This is a genomic window from Streptomyces sp. CA189 (assembly GCF_056428985.1).
The window spans coordinates 23,817-39,224 of sequence record NZ_JBWJVM010000024.1 but is presented as its reverse complement, the minus strand read 5'-3'; the positions used below and the strand labels follow the sequence as shown (position 1 = coordinate 39,224).

The 15,408-nt window shown below is 70.1% G+C and carries 18 protein-coding genes; 13 read left to right on the top strand and 5 right to left on the bottom strand.

Going from position 1 to position 15,408, the window contains the following annotated elements:
* Positions 1–124 precede the first annotated feature (124 nt).
* From AC061S_RS19690 to AC061S_RS19675, 4 genes are all read left to right on the top strand, one after another.
* Positions 125–1,846: a PucR family transcriptional regulator gene (locus tag AC061S_RS19690; RefSeq protein ID WP_478687268.1), complete on the top strand. Its 1,722-nt coding sequence runs from the start codon at positions 125–127 to the stop codon at positions 1,844–1,846.
* A 54-nt stretch (positions 1,847–1,900) separates the two neighbouring features.
* A complete protein-coding gene (locus tag AC061S_RS19685; RefSeq protein ID WP_478687267.1) occupies positions 1,901–2,314 on the top strand; it encodes a CPCC family cysteine-rich protein in 414 nt (137 codons plus the stop codon).
* 25 nt (positions 2,315–2,339) lie between these two features.
* Complete coding sequence (locus AC061S_RS19680; RefSeq protein ID WP_478687266.1) at positions 2,340–2,921, top strand: Uma2 family endonuclease; 582 nt, start codon at positions 2,340–2,342, stop codon at positions 2,919–2,921.
* 311 nt (positions 2,922–3,232) lie between these two features.
* Positions 3,233–3,847, top strand: a complete 615-nt coding sequence (locus AC061S_RS19675) for an antibiotic biosynthesis monooxygenase (RefSeq protein ID WP_478687265.1) — start codon at positions 3,233–3,235, stop codon at positions 3,845–3,847.
* 83 nt (positions 3,848–3,930) lie between these two features.
* On the opposite strand, the gene AC061S_RS19670 is transcribed toward AC061S_RS19675, so the two are convergent.
* Complete coding sequence (locus tag AC061S_RS19670) at positions 3,931–4,599, bottom strand: hypothetical protein (RefSeq protein ID WP_478687264.1); 669 nt, start codon at positions 4,597–4,599, stop codon at positions 3,931–3,933.
* 108 nt (positions 4,600–4,707) lie between these two features.
* Here AC061S_RS19670 and AC061S_RS19665 point away from each other — a divergent pair, with 108 nt between their 5' ends.
* The 3 genes from AC061S_RS19665 to AC061S_RS19655 all read left to right on the top strand — a co-directional run bounded on the left by AC061S_RS19665 (position 4,708) and on the right by AC061S_RS19655 (position 6,099).
* On the top strand, positions 4,708–5,289 hold the full coding sequence (locus tag AC061S_RS19665) for a Uma2 family endonuclease (RefSeq protein WP_478687263.1): 582 nt from the start codon (positions 4,708–4,710) through the stop codon (positions 5,287–5,289).
* Between the two features lie 284 nt (positions 5,290–5,573).
* Positions 5,574–5,843 (top strand): type II toxin-antitoxin system Phd/YefM family antitoxin, encoded by a 270-nt coding sequence (locus AC061S_RS19660; protein ID WP_356430703.1) that lies wholly within the window; start codon positions 5,574–5,576, stop codon positions 5,841–5,843.
* Entirely contained in the window at positions 5,836–6,099 is a 264-nt protein-coding gene (locus AC061S_RS19655; protein ID WP_478687262.1) for a type II toxin-antitoxin system RelE family toxin, read from the top strand. The genes AC061S_RS19660 and AC061S_RS19655 overlap by 8 nt, the downstream gene beginning before the upstream one ends.
* A gap of 134 nt (positions 6,100–6,233) precedes the next feature.
* Here the strand turns inward: AC061S_RS19655 and ychF are convergent, their stop codons facing one another.
* Positions 6,234–7,322 (bottom strand): redox-regulated ATPase YchF, encoded by a 1,089-nt coding sequence (gene ychF / locus AC061S_RS19650; RefSeq protein ID WP_478687261.1) that lies wholly within the window; start codon positions 7,320–7,322, stop codon positions 6,234–6,236.
* Positions 7,323–7,456: 134 nt separating this feature from the next.
* Here ychF and AC061S_RS19645 point away from each other — a divergent pair, with 134 nt between their 5' ends.
* Positions 7,457–7,936 (top strand): DUF6542 domain-containing protein, encoded by a 480-nt coding sequence (locus AC061S_RS19645; protein WP_478687260.1) that lies wholly within the window; start codon positions 7,457–7,459, stop codon positions 7,934–7,936.
* 24 nt (positions 7,937–7,960) lie between these two features.
* On the opposite strand, the gene ppgK is transcribed toward AC061S_RS19645, so the two are convergent.
* On the bottom strand, positions 7,961–8,707 hold the full coding sequence (ppgK, locus tag AC061S_RS19640) for a polyphosphate--glucose phosphotransferase (RefSeq protein WP_478687259.1): 747 nt from the start codon (positions 8,705–8,707) through the stop codon (positions 7,961–7,963).
* Between the two features lie 50 nt (positions 8,708–8,757).
* The gene (locus AC061S_RS19635) at positions 8,758–9,798 is read right to left on the bottom strand and encodes a 4-hydroxy-3-methylbut-2-enyl diphosphate reductase (protein ID WP_478687258.1); all 1,041 of its coding nucleotides are present in this window, start codon (positions 9,796–9,798) and stop codon (positions 8,758–8,760) included.
* 87 nt (positions 9,799–9,885) lie between these two features.
* On the opposite strand from AC061S_RS19635, the gene AC061S_RS19630 reads away from it, so the two are divergent.
* The 4 genes from AC061S_RS19630 (at position 9,886) to AC061S_RS19615 (ending at position 13,556) form a co-directional block, all read left to right on the top strand.
* Positions 9,886–11,325 (top strand): APC family permease, encoded by a 1,440-nt coding sequence (locus tag AC061S_RS19630; RefSeq protein ID WP_478687257.1) that lies wholly within the window; start codon positions 9,886–9,888, stop codon positions 11,323–11,325.
* A gap of 9 nt (positions 11,326–11,334) precedes the next feature.
* The gene (gene xseA, locus AC061S_RS19625) at positions 11,335–12,552 is read left to right on the top strand and encodes an exodeoxyribonuclease VII large subunit (RefSeq protein WP_478687256.1); all 1,218 of its coding nucleotides are present in this window, start codon (positions 11,335–11,337) and stop codon (positions 12,550–12,552) included.
* Positions 12,553–12,629: 77 nt separating this feature from the next.
* Complete coding sequence (locus tag AC061S_RS19620; RefSeq protein WP_478687255.1) at positions 12,630–12,857, top strand: exodeoxyribonuclease VII small subunit; 228 nt, start codon at positions 12,630–12,632, stop codon at positions 12,855–12,857.
* Between the two features lie 108 nt (positions 12,858–12,965).
* The gene (locus tag AC061S_RS19615; RefSeq protein ID WP_478687254.1) at positions 12,966–13,556 is read left to right on the top strand and encodes a malonic semialdehyde reductase; all 591 of its coding nucleotides are present in this window, start codon (positions 12,966–12,968) and stop codon (positions 13,554–13,556) included.
* An 81-nt stretch (positions 13,557–13,637) separates the two neighbouring features.
* On the opposite strand, the gene AC061S_RS19610 is transcribed toward AC061S_RS19615, so the two are convergent.
* Positions 13,638–14,156, bottom strand: a complete 519-nt coding sequence (locus tag AC061S_RS19610) for a DUF4245 domain-containing protein (RefSeq protein ID WP_478687305.1) — start codon at positions 14,154–14,156, stop codon at positions 13,638–13,640.
* 211 nt (positions 14,157–14,367) lie between these two features.
* Between AC061S_RS19610 and glpX the strand changes: the two genes are divergently transcribed.
* Positions 14,368–15,399 carry a class II fructose-bisphosphatase gene (glpX, locus tag AC061S_RS19605; RefSeq protein ID WP_243335787.1) on the top strand — a complete coding sequence of 344 codons (1,032 nt, stop codon included), beginning with the start codon at positions 14,368–14,370 and terminating at the stop codon, positions 15,397–15,399.
* The last annotated feature ends 9 nt before the right edge of the window (positions 15,400–15,408 follow it).

Below are 15,408 nucleotides of genomic sequence, written 5' to 3'. Positions count from 1 at the left end.
TCACCGATCGCTCAGAACCGGCTTCTCCGACGGCTGTGGACGAGCGTGCTTTCGCACGTCCGCACCCCGCTGAGCTGCACCGATCCACCTCCCGCACACCACGATCCATGCGAAGGTAGCGATCATGCGGCTACGTGAACTCCTGGACGCCACCGAGCTCGGACTGCTCCTGCTCGTGGGCCATGCCATCGACGACACGGACACCTCGCCCGATGCCCCGCCCGGCACCCCACGCGACACCCCGCTCGACCGAGTCGTTTCCGCCGTCGCGACCAACGACCTGGCCGACCCCGGCCGCTTCCTCACCGGCGGCGAGCTCGTCCTGACCGGACTCGCCTGGTGGAACGGGGACGGCGACGCCGAGTCGTTCGTACGCGTCCTGCGCCGGGCGGGCGTCACGGCCCTCGCGGCCGGCGAGGTGGAGCACGGACTCGTCCCGCACGACCTCGTGCGCGCCTGCCGGCGGCACGGGCTCCCGCTGATCGCCGTGCGGCCGGAAACCTCGTTCGCCGCGATCACCGAGCACGTCCTGCGCCGGCTGCACCGCCGGGACCCCGGCAACCTCGCCGGCCTCGCCGCCCTGGTCGAACGCCACCGGCGGCTCCTCACCGACCGGGCCGCCCCCGACTCCGTACTGGAGCTGCTGCGGCACACCCTCGGCCATGACGTGCGCGTCCTGTCCGCGACCGGACGCCAGGTCGCCGGAGCCCGGCCGCCGCTGCGCGCCAAGACGGCGGCGGCTCTGGCCGCCCGCTACCTCGCCGCCCGCCGCGCGCGCGAGACGGCCCCCCACCACGTCACGGTCGGCGCCCGCCCCTACTCCCTCGTGCCGGTGCCCGCGCCCGCGCCCCTCCGCGCACCCGGACCCGAACCGGCCCCGCACGCCGCCGAACTGGGCGACTGGCTGCTCGTCGTCGAGGCCGACACCTCCCGCTGGCCGGCCCCCGACCGGGAACTCCTCGACCGCACCGTCGAACTGGTCGCCGACGCCCGGTCCGCCCACGAACAGGCCAAGACGGCACGCAACGACCTGGCCGACCGGTCCCTCGCCCTGCTGCACAGCAGCGTCCCGGCCGAGGAGATCCCCATCCGGCTGCGCAGCACCGCGCAGGCCGTGGTCAGCGGAGTCGGCTACTGGCCGCGCTGCCAGTTCGTGGTCGCCGCGGGCGAGTGGCACGGCACCCGCCCCGTCCCCGCCCCGGCCCTGCGCGTCCTCCTGGAGGAGGCCCTGGTCCAGGAGGACGGCCCGGTGCCGGTCTCCACGGAGGACATCGCCGCCACCGTCGACGGCGACCGGGCCGTACTCCTGGTGCTGGTCCCCGAGCCCTCGGAGGCGCACCCCGACCCGGCCCTCGACCACGCCGCCCTCCAGCGCAGGCTCTCCGCGGCACTCGCCCGCTGGCTCGGCCCGGCGGACGGCGTCTCCATCGGCGTCAGCTCCCCGGTGGCCGAGCCGGGGAACGCCCGCCGAGCCCTGGAGCAGGCCCACAACGCCCAGCGGATCGCCCACGCGGGCCCCGACCGGGTGACGGTCCGCGGCCCCGAGGACCTCACCTCGCACATCCTGTCCCTCCTCCCCCTCATCCCGGCCGAAGCCCGCCGGGCCTTCGCCACCCGCCTGCTGGGCCCCCTGCGCGAGCACGACAGCCGCCACCGGACCGACCTCCTGAACACCCTGGAGACCTTCCTCGACTGCGACGCCTCCTGGACCGCGTGCGCCGCCCGCCTCCACCTCCACGTGAACTCCCTGCGCCAGCGCATCGCCCGCATCGAAGACCTCACGCACCGCGACCTGTCCCGCCTGGAAACCAGGCTGGACTTCCTGGCGGCCCTGAAATCCGGCTGACGGCGGCGGGGAATCCCGTGGCACCCCGGCGGGACCGTCAACCAGACTGCGCGGATGAGCGACTCCCACCCACCCCTGCCCTCCCTCCCCTGTCCCTGCTGCGGCCACCGCGTGCTGGCCGAGATGCCCGGCTCCTACGAGATCTGCCCCGTCTGCTTCTGGGAGGACGACGGCATCCAGTTCCGCTGGCCGACCACGTCCGTCGGCGCGAACCGGGTCTCCCTGATCGAGGCCCAGCTCAACTACCGGACCTTCGGCGCCTGCGACCGGCACGGCCGCCAGTACGTCCGCCCGCCCTCCGCGGACGAGCCCCTCGACCCCGCCTGGCGCCCCATCGACCTGACGCGCGACTCCTTTGAGGACTGGGACTCGGAGGAACGCATCCCCTGGCCCGACGACCGCTCGGTGCTCTGCTGGTGGCTCCCCACCTTCTGGCGCCGCGACCACCCGGCAACGCCCCCCTCTTGACGGCCGCGATCGCTAGGGTTGACCCATGACCGAACTGCCCGACTGGATGCGCCCGCCGCGCGCGGAAGGCTGGTTCGCGGAGGACCTCGACCGCCTCCCCGAGGCGCCCCGACACACCGAGCTGATCGATGGAGCCCTCGTCTTCATGATGTCGCCCCAGCGGTCCTGGCACGGCCGCCTTGTCACCGCGCTGACCACCACGCTGATGAATCAGGTACCCGCAGGCTTCGAGGTCGAGCGGGAGATGACGATCCGCCTCGATGCCCGCAACCGTCCCGAGCCGGACCTCCTGCTGACGGACCTGCCCTATGACCCCGACCGCACCTGGTACGCCCCGGAAGACGTGAAGCTCGTCGTCGAGGTCGTCTCCCCCGAATCCGCCCACCACGACCGCACCGTAAAACTTCGCAAGTACGCGGAGGCCGGCATCCCGCACTACTGGCGCGTCGAGGATGAGGACGGGGCACCCGTCGTGCACGTCTTTGAGCTCGAAGGACCCGTCGGCGCCTACGCGCCCGCCGGCATCTTCCGTGGCACCTTCCAGCGCCCGGTGCCCTTCGAGATCAGCCTGGACCTCGACAAGCTCACGCCACCCCGAAGCAGCTGAAAAGCCGGCAGGGAACGCGGAAGGGGTCGGACTCGCCAGGTTGAATCGGAACGTGCACCACAGCGCTCCCACCTGCGGAAACGCGCTCCCCGCCGCTCCAAGTCAGCACAGAATCAGCACCGTCACAGAGACCGTCTCACGAATATTCCGACTCCTCGCTCAGGGGCTCCACAGGGAGCCACACGCGCCCAGCGACGGCCCGTCTCTTCACCCGAATGCCCCTGCCACGTTGACCCCCATCCGCCCCGGCCATCGCATGGAGTGGGGAACACGAGCCCGCGCGGGGCCACCGGAAGGCAGGAAAGAGCGCTATGTACGTTCGCAGCATGTATGCAACGGGCGATCCGGCCGAGCTCGACGGGGTCGCCGAGGCTCTCCGGACCGACGGGCGGGCGCTGCTGTCGACGCAGCCGGGCTTTCGCGGGATGGGTCTGTTCGCCGACCGCGAGCTCGGCAAGCTCCTGGTGGGATCGTGGTGGGAGGACGAGGCCTCCCGGCAGGCCAGCTACGAGAACCTGAGCAAGCGGCGGGCCGAGATGATGGCGCCCTTCGCGCAGACCGTGACGGTCGACAACTGGGAAGCGGCGGTCGCCCGGCGCGCAGAGGAACTCGGGCCGGGCGCGGGGTTCCGGCTGGTCCGCATGGACGTCGAGCCGCCCGACATCGACCTGCTGGTGGACACGTTCCGCGACACCTCACTGCCCAAGGTCCAGAAGATCCCCGGACTGGCCGGCATCTCCCTGCTCATCGACCGCGATCGAGGCAGAGCCGCTGTCGGCGCGCTCTACACCGACCGCGACGCACTCGTGGCATCCCGTGGCGCCGTCGCGGCGGTCCGCGGAGAGGCCGCGACGAAGGCCCACGTGACCACCCGCAGCTTGGAGGAATTCGAGGTGATCCTCGCCACGGCGGTCCCCCACGCCTGATCCTGCGCCCCCTCGCGCGCCGGGCCACTCGGACTGACACCGCGATTCCAAGTCAGCACCAGGTCATCACGGGAGTGCAGCGGTCACACGCGATCGGCATCATCACTCAACGGCTCCACGGGGATCTCAAGGAGGGCGGGTTCCACCGAGTCAGGAACGTCGGCGTCCGACCGGCGCTCCGAGTCCTGCCGCTCAACACTCCTCTGAATCTCTTGACTCAACGCATCAATCGACCGCGCCTGCCGCCCCAGCACTTTCACAGCCTCCCCAAAGTGTTTGGCGACCTGATGCACACTCCACTCCACCGAGTCGGTCTCAAGGGTGCTGTCCCTCAGGGCCTCAAGATCCACTGTGTAGGTCAGCATGCCCACGCGGCCGAAGGGGCCGTCCGCGTCAACCTGAAACTCGTACACCTTGGGCAGTTCCGAGGAGAAGAGCTGATGACCCACGTCCATAACGAAGGGGATGCGGCGCTTGGGAGCCGAGATGCGCACGTTGCGTGCCAACGTCTGGCCGACGTTCTCAATCACCAGCACAAGCAATGACGAACCAGGGATGCGGGGCCTGATGTCGACGATGACGTACGGTTCCGCCTGCTCCCGTTGAGCCTTCTCCGTGAGGGCGTTGGCCTGGGCAACCGCCCTCGCCTGACGCCGGTTGTAGACGAGAGCCCAAAACGCGGCCGTCGTGGAGAAGACGAGAGCCGCCACGGAAATGACCACCGTGGCGATCTGAACCGCTGAGTCGCTCATGACCGGATGCTAGGCAGGTGGCTGGTTACGGCGTGGAAAGTTGCCGAAAATCATCCGGCCGAGATCGTTGGCTCTCCAGCCTGAGCTTCAGGCCGCTACCGTGAAGCCATGACCGCACTGCCCGACTGGATGCGCCCGCCGCGCGCGGAAGGCTGGTTCGCGGAGGACCTCGACCGCCTCCCCGAGGCGCCCCGCCACACCGAGCTGATCGACGGAGCCCTCGTCTTTATGATGTCGCCCCAGAGGTGGTGGCATGGCCACCTCGTCACGATGCTCACGGTCGCACTCATGGAGCAGGTGCCCGCCGACACCAGAGTCGGCCGCGAGATGACCATCAAGCTCGACCCGCGCAACCGTCCCGAACCGGACCTGCTGGTGACGACGGCCGACTTCGACGGTGACCGCACCTGGTTCGCACCAGAGGACGTCCAGCTCGTCATCGAGGTCGTCTCCCCCGAGTCCGCCCATCGCGATCGCACAGTAAAGCTCCGCAAGTACGCAGAGGCCGGCATCCCGCACTACTGGTGCATCGAGGACGAGGACGGGGCACCCGTCGTCCACGTCTACGAGCTCGACGAACCCACCGGCGCCTACGCGCCCGCCGGGATCTTCCGGGGCACCCTCCAGCGCCCAGTGCCCTTCGAGGTCAGCCTGGACCTCGGCAAGCTCACGCCGCCCCGAAGCAGCTGAAAAGTCAGCACCAAGTCAGCACGGGAATACGGAAGGGGTCGGACTCACTAGAGTCCGACCCCTCCTGACCTGCACATTTGACGAAACTAGCTAACATATAGTAACGAAACAACTACACGTTGAAGCGGGACGTCGAGCACGGAGCTCCCACCTGCGGAAACGTTGCTCCGGGTGATCGCATCCAGCACGGATCCTCCACGGTAGAAACCCATCCAGCACAAGCGATGGAACACCACAGACCCGAGCCGTTGTGTACACATGGGACACTCGGTACGCTTGTGCGCATGACGCAGCCGCTACCCATAGAGTCCATCCGCGACGTGCGCGCGCATCTGGCCGAGGTCGTGGAGCGCGCCGACCGCGACGACGTACCCACGGTGATCACGCGCCGGGGCAAGGAGGTCGCCGCCGTCGTCTCCATCGAGGTGTTGCGCAAGTACCAGGAATGGGAAGAGCGCGAGATCAACCGGATCATCGACGAGCGCATGGCCAATCCCACGCCCGGCATCCCGATCGAGGACATCATGAGGGAGACGCTGGCACGCGGTGAGTGAGTACCGAACCGTCTTCCGCCCCGAGGCGCAGGCCGAGCTTCGGAAGATTCCCCGCGACATGGCGCTGCGCATCCTGGCCAAGCTGACCGAGCTGGAGACCGACCCCCTCGGTTTCAACACCACTGCGCTGGTGTCCCAGCCCGAACGTCGCCGCCTGCGCGTCGGCGACTACCGCCTCGTCTACACGATCGACAACGGGGAGCTGGTGGTCTGGGTCGTTCACGTGGGACACCGGTCCACTGTTTACGAGACCTGATCGCCGCTGACCCCACGTCAGAATATCCAGCACCACTCCAGCACGGTGACGACGAAGGGGCCGGGCTCGACAGAGCCCGACCCCTTCTCACCTGCATGTTTGCCAGATCAGCGACGTGGTGTTATTCCATCCGCTCAGACGTTGAAGCGGAACTCGACGACGTCGCCGTCCTGCATGACGTAGTCCTTGCCCTCCATGCGGGCCTTGCCCTTGGAGCGGGCCTCGGCGACCGAGCCGCACTCGACCAGGTCCGCGAAGGAGATGATCTCCGCCTTGATGAAGCCGCGCTGGAAGTCCGTGTGGATCACGCCGGCGGCCTCGGGGGCGGTGGCGCCCTTCCTGATGGTCCAGGCGCGGGTTTCCTTCGGGCCGGCCGTCAGGTAGGTCTGCAGGCCCAGGGTGGCGAAGCCGACGCGGCCGAGGGTGGCCATGCCGGGCTCCTCCTGGCCGACCGACTGGAGGAGCTCCAGCGCCTCGTCGTCCTCGAGCTCGATGAGCTCGGCCTCCAGCTTGGCGTTGAGGAAGATCGCCTCGGCCGGGGCCACCAGCGCGCTCTGCTCGGCCTTGAAGGCGTCGTCCGTCAGCTCGTCCTCGTCGACGTTGAAGACGTAGAGGAACGGCTTGACCGTGAGGAGGTGCAGCTCGTGGAGGAGGTCGCCCTGCTCCGTGCCCTTCGTGATGCCGTGCGAGAAGAGGGTGTCGCCCGCTTCGAGGATCTTCACGGCCTTCTCGACGGCCGCCAGGACCGCGACCTTCTCCTTCTGGAGGCGGGACTCCTTCGTCAGGCGCGGCACCGCCTTCTCGATGGACTGGAGGTCCGCGAGGATCAGCTCGGTGTTGATGGTCTCGATGTCGTCCTTCGGCGAGACCTTGCCGTCGACGTGGACGACGTTCTCGTCCTTGAAGGCGCGGATGACCTGGCAGATCGCGTCCGACTCGCGGATGTTCGCGAGGAACTTGTTGCCGAGGCCCTCGCCCTCCGACGCACCGCGCACGATGCCCGCGATGTCGACGAAGTCGACCGTGGCCGGGAGGAGCTTCTGCGAACCGAAGATGCCGGCCAGGACGCCGAGGCGCGCGTCCGGAACGCCGACGACGCCGACGTTCGGCTCGATCGTGGCGAACGGGTAGTTGGCCGCCAGCACGTCGTTCTTGGTCAGGGCGTTGAACAGGGTCGACTTGCCGACATTCGGCAGGCCGACGATTCCGATCGTGAGCGACACGTTGGCGACTTCCCGTAGCTGGAGGGGGCGGCGGCCCGGAGTGGGCCATCGGACAGTTTACTTTCCGATGAGGGGGCCCCGATGTACGCGTGTCCGGGCACGCGATCGGCGGCCTCCCCGCCTAGTTTTGAGGGGTGGAGCGATACAAGGCGCGTACGGTACGTCACCCGGCGGAGCGGTCTGCCGAGCGGTCCCCCCAGCGAGCGCCGACGCCGGTACGCCGGCTGCCGCGGCCCCGGCTGACCGGGCTCGGCGGCGGGCTCTTCGCCTGCGCCGCGATGTTCCTGATCGGCGGCATCGACTGGCTGCTGTTCGACGCCTCGCTGTTCCTCTACGGGCTGTTCTTCCTGCCCGTAGCGGCCGCCACCGCCCTGTGGGTGCGGCCCGCCGACCTGATCACCGCGCCGATCACCGCCCCGATCGCCTTCGCCGCCGGAGTGTGGCCCGTGTCGGGCGGCTCCGGCGGCTTCGCCGGCGAGGTGATGGGGCTGGTGTCCGCGCTGTCCCTGCACGCCGGCTGGCTGTACGCCGGCACGCTCGTGGCCGCGCTGATCACGGTGGTGCGCAAGGCCGTGCTCATCGGCCGCCGGCGGATGCCCCGCCGGGTCGCCTGATCCCGGCGGGGCCGGGGCCGGCGGCTACTCCGACGCCGCGCGCGCCGCCATCGCCGCGCCCACGATGCCCGCGTTGTTCTGCAGCTCCGCCGGCACGATCCGGGCCCGTACGCCCTCGATCAGCGGCAGGAACTTCTCCGGCTTGCGGCTCACGCCCCCGCCGATGATGAAGAGGTCCGGGGAGAACAGCATCTCCACGTGCGCCAGGTACTTCCCCACCCGGTGCGCCCAGCGCTCCCAGGTCAGGTCCCCGTCGTCCTTCGCCTTCACCGAGGCCCGCGTCTCCGCGTCGTGGCCCTTCAGCTCCAGGTGGCCCAGCTCGGTGTTGGGCACCAGCCGCCCGCCCGTGAAGAGCGCGCTGCCGATCCCGGTGCCCAGCGTGAGCAGGATGACGGTGCCGTCCACCCCGCGCCCCGCCCCGTAGGCCATCTCCGCGACCCCGGCCGCGTCCGCGTCGTTCAGGACCGTCACCGGGCGGCCCTGAAGGCGCGAGGAGAGCAGCGCGGCCGTGTCCACACCGACCCAGGACTTGTCCATGTTGGCCGCCGACCGGGTCACCCCGCCCGTGACCACCCCGGGGAAGGTCACCCCCACCGGGCCGTCCCAGTCGAAGTGGCGCACCACCTCGACGACGCAGCCGGCCACCCCGTCGGGGGTGGCCGGCTGCGGTGTCAGCACCTTGTGGCGCTCCTGCGCCAGGTCGCCACGGTTCAGCTCCACGGGAGCGCCCTTGATCCCGGAACCGCCGATGTCCACGCCGAAGATCTCCATGGACCCAACCGTACGAAAAGACCCGCCGGAGCGCCCTGCCGGGGAGATGCCTACTTCTGTACGCCCGAAGCCCCGCCCGAAGCCCCGCCCGGCGCCGCCACGAGCTCCGCCGCCTCCGCGCGCAGGTCGCGGCGCAGTTCCTTGGGCAGGGAGAAGACGATGGACTCCTCGGCCGTCTTGACGATCTCCACGTCCCCGTACCCGCGCGCGGCCAGCCACTCCAGCACCTCGTCGACCAGCACCTCCGGCACCGAGGCGCCCGAGGTCAGACCGACGGTGGTGACGCCCTCCAGCCAGGCCTCGTCGATCTCGCTCGCGAAGTCCACGAGGTACGAGGCCCTGGCGCCCGCGTCGAGGGCCACCTCGACGAGGCGGATCGAGTTCGAGGAGTTCTTGGAGCCGACGACGATGACCAGGTCGCAGTCCTTGCCCATCACCTTGACCGCCTCCTGGCGGTTCGAGGTGGCGTAGCAGATGTCGTCGCTCGGCGGCGAGACGAGCAGCGGGAACTTGGTCTTCAGGGCGTCGACCGTCTCCATCGTCTCGTCGACGGAGAGGGTGGTCTGCGACAGCCAGACGACCTTCGACTCGTCGCGGACGGTGACCTTCTCCACGTCGTGCGGGCCGTCCACGATGGTGATGTGGTCCGGGGCCTCGCCGGAGGTTCCGATGACCTCCTCGTGGCCCTCGTGGCCGATGAGGAGGATGTCGAAGTCCTCGTTCGCGTAGCGGATGGCTTCCTTGTGGACCTTGGTGACCAGCGGGCAGGTGGCGTCGATCGTCGCGAGCTTGCCGCGCGCCGCCTCCTCGTGCACCACGGGGGCCACGCCGTGCGCGGAGAACATCACGATGGAGCCCTCGGGGACCTCCTCCGTCCGCTCGACGAAGATCGCTCCCTTGTTCTCCAGGGTCTTCACGACGTACTTGTTGTGCACGATCTCGTGCCGCACGTAGACGGGCGCTCCGTACTGTTCGAGAGCCTTCTCGACGGCGATCACGGCTCGGTCCACGCCCGCGCAGTAGCCGCGCGGGGCGGCGAGCAGGACGCGGCGGGATGCGGGAGCGGGGGCGTCAGCAGTCATGGGCTCCATCGTACGGGGGTGTCCAGCAGGCCGGGGGTCCCCCGTTCGGCACAAACTGGGTCGAACATCCGCACCGGCCACACCCCCGGAGGAAAGATGGCGTCCGCGACGGATCCCCGTACGCCTGCCGGCCCGCCCGGCCCGCCCGGCGGCCCGTCCGGCGACCCCGGCACCTCGCTGCGCCGCAGTCTGGGCTTCCGGGACCTGGTGGTCTACGGGCTGCTCTTCATCGCCCCCATGGCCCCGGTCGGCGTCTTCGGCACCCTCGACGCCAAGTCGCACGGCGCCGTCGCCCTCGTCTACCTCGTCGCGACGGTGGCGATGGCCTTCACGGCCTTCTCCTACGCGCAGATGGTGCGCGTGGCTCCGCAGGCCGGCTCCGTCTTCACGTACGCCCGCAAGGGCCTCGGCGAGGGTCCCGGGCTGATCGCCGGCTGGATGGCGATGCTCGACTACCTGCTGATCCCGGCGGTCGCGTACCTCTTCTCCGGCATCGCCATGAACGCCCTGGTCCCGGAGGTGTCCCGGTGGGTGTGGACGGCCCTGGCGGTGGTCGTGACCACCCTGCTCAACCTGTGGGGCGTACGGGCCGCCGCGCGCGTGGGCTTCGCCGTGCTGGCCATGGAGATCGCGGTCCTGCTGGTGTTCCTGGTCTCGGCGGTGACCGTACTGGTCCAGGGCGCGGAGCACCGGGACTGGCTCTCCCCCTTCACCGGCGACGGCTCGCTCGGTGGGTTCTCCACGGCCGCCGTGCTCGGCGCGGTCTCGGTCGCGGTCCTGTCCTACCTGGGCTTCGACGCCATCGCCTCCTTCGCCGAGGAAGTGACGGGGGGCAGCGCGAAGGTGGCGCGGGCCGTGCTGTTCTGCCTGGCGCTGACCGGGGTGCTGTTCATCGCCCAGACCTATCTGGCGGCCCTCCTGAGCCCGCTCTCGGCGGCGGAGCTGGCCGCCGAGCCGGGGAAGCAGGGCTCGGCCTTCTACACGACGGTCGAGGCCTCCGTAGGAATGTGGCTGCACGACCTGGTCGCCATCAGCAAGGCCATCGGGGCCGCCTTCGCGGCGCTGGCCGGGCAGGCCGCGGCCGGCCGGCTGCTCTTCGCGATGGCCCGCGAGCGGCGGCTGCCCCGCGCGCTCGCCCACACCTCCCACGGGACTCCGCGCCCGGCCCTGCTGGTGGCGGCGACGGTCACGCTGGTCGCGGCCGTGTGGGCGGCCCGGCGCGACGACGGGCTGGACCACCTGGTCTCGGTGGTCGACGTCGGGGCGCTGGTGGCGTTCACGCTGCTGCACGCCTCGGTGGTCGGCTGGTTCGTGGTCAAGCGGCGGGAGGGGGCCCCGAACTGGTTCAAGCACCTGGTGATCCCGGTCCTCGGCGCCGCCGTGACCATCACGGTGATCGTCGAGGCCTCGTGGACGGCGCAACTGGTGGGGGCGGTGTGGCTGCTGGTGGGCCTGGGCGTCCTGGTGGCCCAGCGCGGGCGACGCGCGCGGGACGAAGGCTCCCGGCCCGACGCCGGTGTCGGTGCGGGCGGTTAGCCTGCGTGCATGGGTCTGAATACGTCGGCTGACGCGCCGCTGCCGGTCGGTCAGGTGTCCCGGCTCATCGGGGGCTGGATCGACAAGCTCGGTCAGGTGTGGGTGGAAGGGCAGATCACGCAGCTCTCGCGGCGGCCGGGGGCGGGGGTGGTCTTCCTGACGCTGCGCGATCCCTCGCACGACATCTCCTTGAGCGTGACCTGCTTCCGGCAGGTCTTCGACGAGGTCGCGGACTCCGTGACGGAGGGCGCGCGCGTCGTCGTGCTCGCCAAGCCGGAGTGGTACGCCCCGCGCGGTCAGCTGTCCCTGCGGGCCACCGAGATACGGCCCGTCGGCATTGGCGAGCTCCTCGCCCGGCTGGAGCGGCTCAAGCGCTCCCTCGCCTCCGAGGGGCTCTTCGCGCTGGACCGCAAGAAGCCGCTGCCGTTCCTGCCGCAGCTGATCGGGCTGGTGGTGGGGCGGGCCTCGGCGGCCGAGCGCGACGTCCTGGAGAACGCCCGGCGCAGGTGGCCGGCGGTCCGCTTCGAGGTGCGCAACGTCGCCGTCCAGGGGGTGAACGCGGTGCCCCAGGTGATCCAGGCGGTCAAGGAGCTGGACTCCATGCCCGAGGTGGACGTGATCATCGTGGCCCGCGGCGGCGGCAGCGTGGAGGACCTGCTGCCCTTCTCCGACGAGGAGGTCGTACGGACCGTCGCGGCGGCCCGTACCCCCGTGATCTCGGCGATCGGGCACGAGCCGGACTCCCCGCTGCTGGACCTGGTCGCGGACCTGCGGGCGTCCACGCCCACGGACGCGGCGAAGAAGGTGGTCCCGGACGTCGGCGAGGAGCTGGAGCGGGTGCGCCAGCTCCAGGGCCGGGGGCTGCGCGCCGTGCGCGGGCTGCTCGACCGGGAGGAGCGGGGGCTCGCCCACGCGCTCGCGCGGCCGGTCTTCGTCCACCCCCAGCGGATGGTGGAGACCCGGGAGGCGGAGGTGGACGCGCTGCTGGCGCGCGGCCGCCGGACCCTGGGGCACCTGCTGGACCGGGCCGATTCGGAGCTGGCGCACACGCTCGCCCGCGTGGTGGCGCTATCCCCGGCGGCCACGCTGGAGCGCGGGTACGCGGTGCTCCAGCGGGCCGACGGGCACGTGGTGCGCTCGCCCGGGGACGTGGCGGCGGGCGACGTGCTGCGGGCGCGGGTGGCGGAGGGGGAGTTCGCGGTGCGGGTCACCGGGGAGCCCTCGTAGCGGGTCGTTCACAGGCGGCTCGCTTCGCGCTGCCGCAGCAAATTTCGGTGTACTACACAATTGAGGTGGGAGCGGGAATGGCCGAGACCGATACGGCGCTGGGATACGAGCAGGCCCGGGACGAGCTGATCGAGGTCGTCCGCAAGCTGGAAGCCGGCGGCACCTCGCTGGAGGACTCCCTCGCGCTCTGGGAGCGCGGCGAGGAGCTCGCGAAGGTGTGCCGCCACTGGCTGGAGGGGGCCCGCGCCCGGCTGGACTCGGCGCTGGCGGCGCGCGAGGCGGCGGAGGGGGACGGCGGGGAGTGATCCCGCTCACCCGGACGCGGATTTAGTTGAATATTCATCTATTTCCGTCGTAGTATCTGGGCATCCGGTTATCGCTTCAGCAGTTCCGTACAGAAGTAAGGCTTTCCGATGTCTCTCGTTCTCGACGCCGCCGCTCAGGACCTCCTCTTCCGCGAGGCCCGCACCGCCAACACGTTCTCCGACGAGCAGGTGACCGAGGAGCAGGTCCAGGCGATCTACGACCTGGTGAAGTTCGGTCCGACCGCCTTCAACCAGACGCCGCTGCGCATCACCCTGGTCCGCTCCCCCGAGGCCCGCGAGCGCCTCGTGAAGCACATGGCCGAGGGCAACCGGGCCAAGACCGCCACCGCCCCGCTGGTCGCGATCCTGTCCGCGGACAACGAGTTCCACGAGGAGCTCCCGCAGCTCCTCCCGCACTTCCCGCAGGCCAAGGACGCCTTCTTCTCCGAGCGCCCGGTCCGCGAGCAGTCCGCGCTGGTCAACTCCGCGCTGCAGGCCGCGTACTTCATCATCGGCGTCCGCGCCGCCGGCCTGGCCGCCGGCCCGATGACCGGTCTGGACTTCGCCGGCCTCCAGAAGGAGTTCCTGGACGGCGACCACACCCCGCTGATGGTCGTCAACATCGGCAAGCCGGGCGACGACGCCTGGTTCCCGCGCTCCCCGCGCCTGGAGTTCGACCAGGTCATCACGACCGTCTGAGCCCAGCCCCGCAGGCAGTGAACGAAAAGGCCGCGCTCCCCGGATTCCGGGGAGCGCGGCCTTTTCGTTCACTGCTGCGCCCTAGGCGCCCTGCTTGAACTCCAGCGCCGCGGCCATCACCCCGAGCTGCTCGAAGGAGGCCGTCCCGGTCACCACCGTGACGTAGCCCTGCTCCTGCCGCACGAGGGCGTCGTACTTCTCGCCGTCCCAGCGCTCCCAGACCTGGTCGCCGACCTGCTGGGTCTCCCCGGTGGCCTGCGCCTTCTTGGTGACCTTCTCGACGTACTTGTCCGTGGCGTCCGCGGACTGCTCCACCGCCACGTACTGCTGCTCCGGGTTCAGGAAGCCCAGGTGCCAGGCGCTGGCCTCCTTGCGCACGTACGACACCGAGGTCGCCCGCCACTCCGGCGACAGCCCGGCGGGGACCGCCACGGGGTACGGGGCCGCGCGCCGGGCCGTGAGCGTTTCGACGCGGTAGTCGACCACCCGCGTCGGATCGGCCTTCTCGTCATGCGGGATGACCAAATAGATCCCCCCGACCACGAGCCCGATCACCGCCAGCGACCGGACCATGTCCACGACCGTCTGCTTGCCTTTCATACCTGCCACGACACCATCGTCCCGCATGCCCCCGGGCGATCACCGCCGGGGTCCGAAAGGCGCGCCACGGGCGGCGCAAGATGTCCGCTCAGGACAATCAGCTGACCGATATAGCGCTCATACGTGACCCGGTCTGCTCAATATGTCGACGTACCGATAGAGTCCAGGGACCCTCACTCCCGGCCGTCGCCGTACAGAAAGGTGCGCTCCGATGACCGAGCACAACCTGCCGCCCCAGCTCGAAGTCTCTCCGGAGGCACCCGACCGCAACCTCGCCCTGGAACTCGTCCGGGTCACCGAGGCCGCCGCCATGGCCGCGGGCCGCTGGGTCGGGCGCGGTGACAAGCTCGGCGCCGACGGCGCCGCCGTCAACGCGATGCGGACCCTGATCTCCACCGTCTCGATGAACGGCGTCGTCGTCATCGGCGAGGGCGAGAAGGACGAAGCCCCGATGCTCTTCAACGGCGAGCGGGTCGGCGACGGCACAGGTGCCGAGGTCGACATCGCCGTGGACCCCATCGACGGCACCACCCTGAACGCCAAGGGCATGCCGAACGCCATCGCCGTTCTGGCCGCCGCCGACCGCGGCACCATGTTCGACCCGTCCGCGGTGTTCTACATGGAGAAGCTGGTCACCGGTCCCGAGGCCGCCGACTTCGTCGACATCAACGCCCCGGTCTCCGTCAACATCCGCCGCGTCGCCAAGGCCAAGAACATGGCCGTGGAGGACGTCACGGTGATCATCCTCGACCGCCCCCGCCACGAGGGCATCGTCAAGGAGATCCGCGAGACCGGCGCGCGCATCAAGTTCATCTCCGACGGCGACGTCGCCGGCTCGGTCCTGGCCGTCACGGAGGACAGCGGCATCGACCTGCTGCTCGGCATCGGCGGCACCCCCGAGGGCATCATCTCGGCCTGCGCCATCAAGTGCATGGGCGGCACCATCCAGGGCAAGCTGTGGCCCAAGGACGAGGCCGAGCGCCAGAAGGCGATCGACGCCGGCCACGACCTGGACCGCGTCCTGTTCACGGACGACCTGGTCTCCGGCGACAACGTGTTCTTCGTCGCCACCGGCATCACCGACGGCGAGCTGCTGCGCGGCGTCCACTACCGCTCGGAGACCGCGACGACCTCCTCGCTGGTCATGCGCTCGAAGTCGGGCACGATCCGGCAGATCGACTCGACCCACCGCCTCTCGAAGCTCCGCGCGTACAGCGCGATCGACTTCGACCGCGCCAAGTAGGCGACGGGC

Bases quoted from the DNA above. Each gene is read 5' to 3' on its own strand.
- AC061S_RS19670 (WP_478687264.1), bottom strand. From the start codon at position 4,599: ATGAGCGACTCAGCGGTTCAGATCGCCACGGTGGTCATTTCCGTGGCG.
- AC061S_RS19675 (WP_478687265.1), top strand. From the start codon at position 3,233: ATGTACGTTCGCAGCATGTATGCAACGGGCGATCCGGCCGAGCTCGAC.
- AC061S_RS19680 (WP_478687266.1), top strand. From the start codon at position 2,340: ATGACCGAACTGCCCGACTGGATGCGCCCGCCGCGCGCGGAAGGCTGG.
- AC061S_RS19635 (WP_478687258.1), bottom strand. From the start codon at position 9,798: ATGGAGCCCATGACTGCTGACGCCCCCGCTCCCGCATCCCGCCGCGTC.
- AC061S_RS19630 (WP_478687257.1), top strand. From the start codon at position 9,886: ATGGCGTCCGCGACGGATCCCCGTACGCCTGCCGGCCCGCCCGGCCCG.
- AC061S_RS19690 (WP_478687268.1), top strand. From the start codon at position 125: ATGCGGCTACGTGAACTCCTGGACGCCACCGAGCTCGGACTGCTCCTG.
- AC061S_RS19665 (WP_478687263.1), top strand. From the start codon at position 4,708: ATGACCGCACTGCCCGACTGGATGCGCCCGCCGCGCGCGGAAGGCTGG.
- glpX (WP_243335787.1), top strand. From the start codon at position 14,368: ATGACCGAGCACAACCTGCCGCCCCAGCTCGAAGTCTCTCCGGAGGCA.
- ppgK (WP_478687259.1), bottom strand. From the start codon at position 8,707: ATGGAGATCTTCGGCGTGGACATCGGCGGTTCCGGGATCAAGGGCGCT.
- AC061S_RS19660 (WP_356430703.1), top strand. From the start codon at position 5,574: ATGACGCAGCCGCTACCCATAGAGTCCATCCGCGACGTGCGCGCGCAT.
- xseA (WP_478687256.1), top strand. From the start codon at position 11,335: ATGGGTCTGAATACGTCGGCTGACGCGCCGCTGCCGGTCGGTCAGGTG.
- AC061S_RS19615 (WP_478687254.1), top strand. From the start codon at position 12,966: ATGTCTCTCGTTCTCGACGCCGCCGCTCAGGACCTCCTCTTCCGCGAG.
- AC061S_RS19620 (WP_478687255.1), top strand. From the start codon at position 12,630: ATGGCCGAGACCGATACGGCGCTGGGATACGAGCAGGCCCGGGACGAG.
- AC061S_RS19685 (WP_478687267.1), top strand. From the start codon at position 1,901: ATGAGCGACTCCCACCCACCCCTGCCCTCCCTCCCCTGTCCCTGCTGC.
- AC061S_RS19610 (WP_478687305.1), bottom strand. From the start codon at position 14,156: ATGAAAGGCAAGCAGACGGTCGTGGACATGGTCCGGTCGCTGGCGGTG.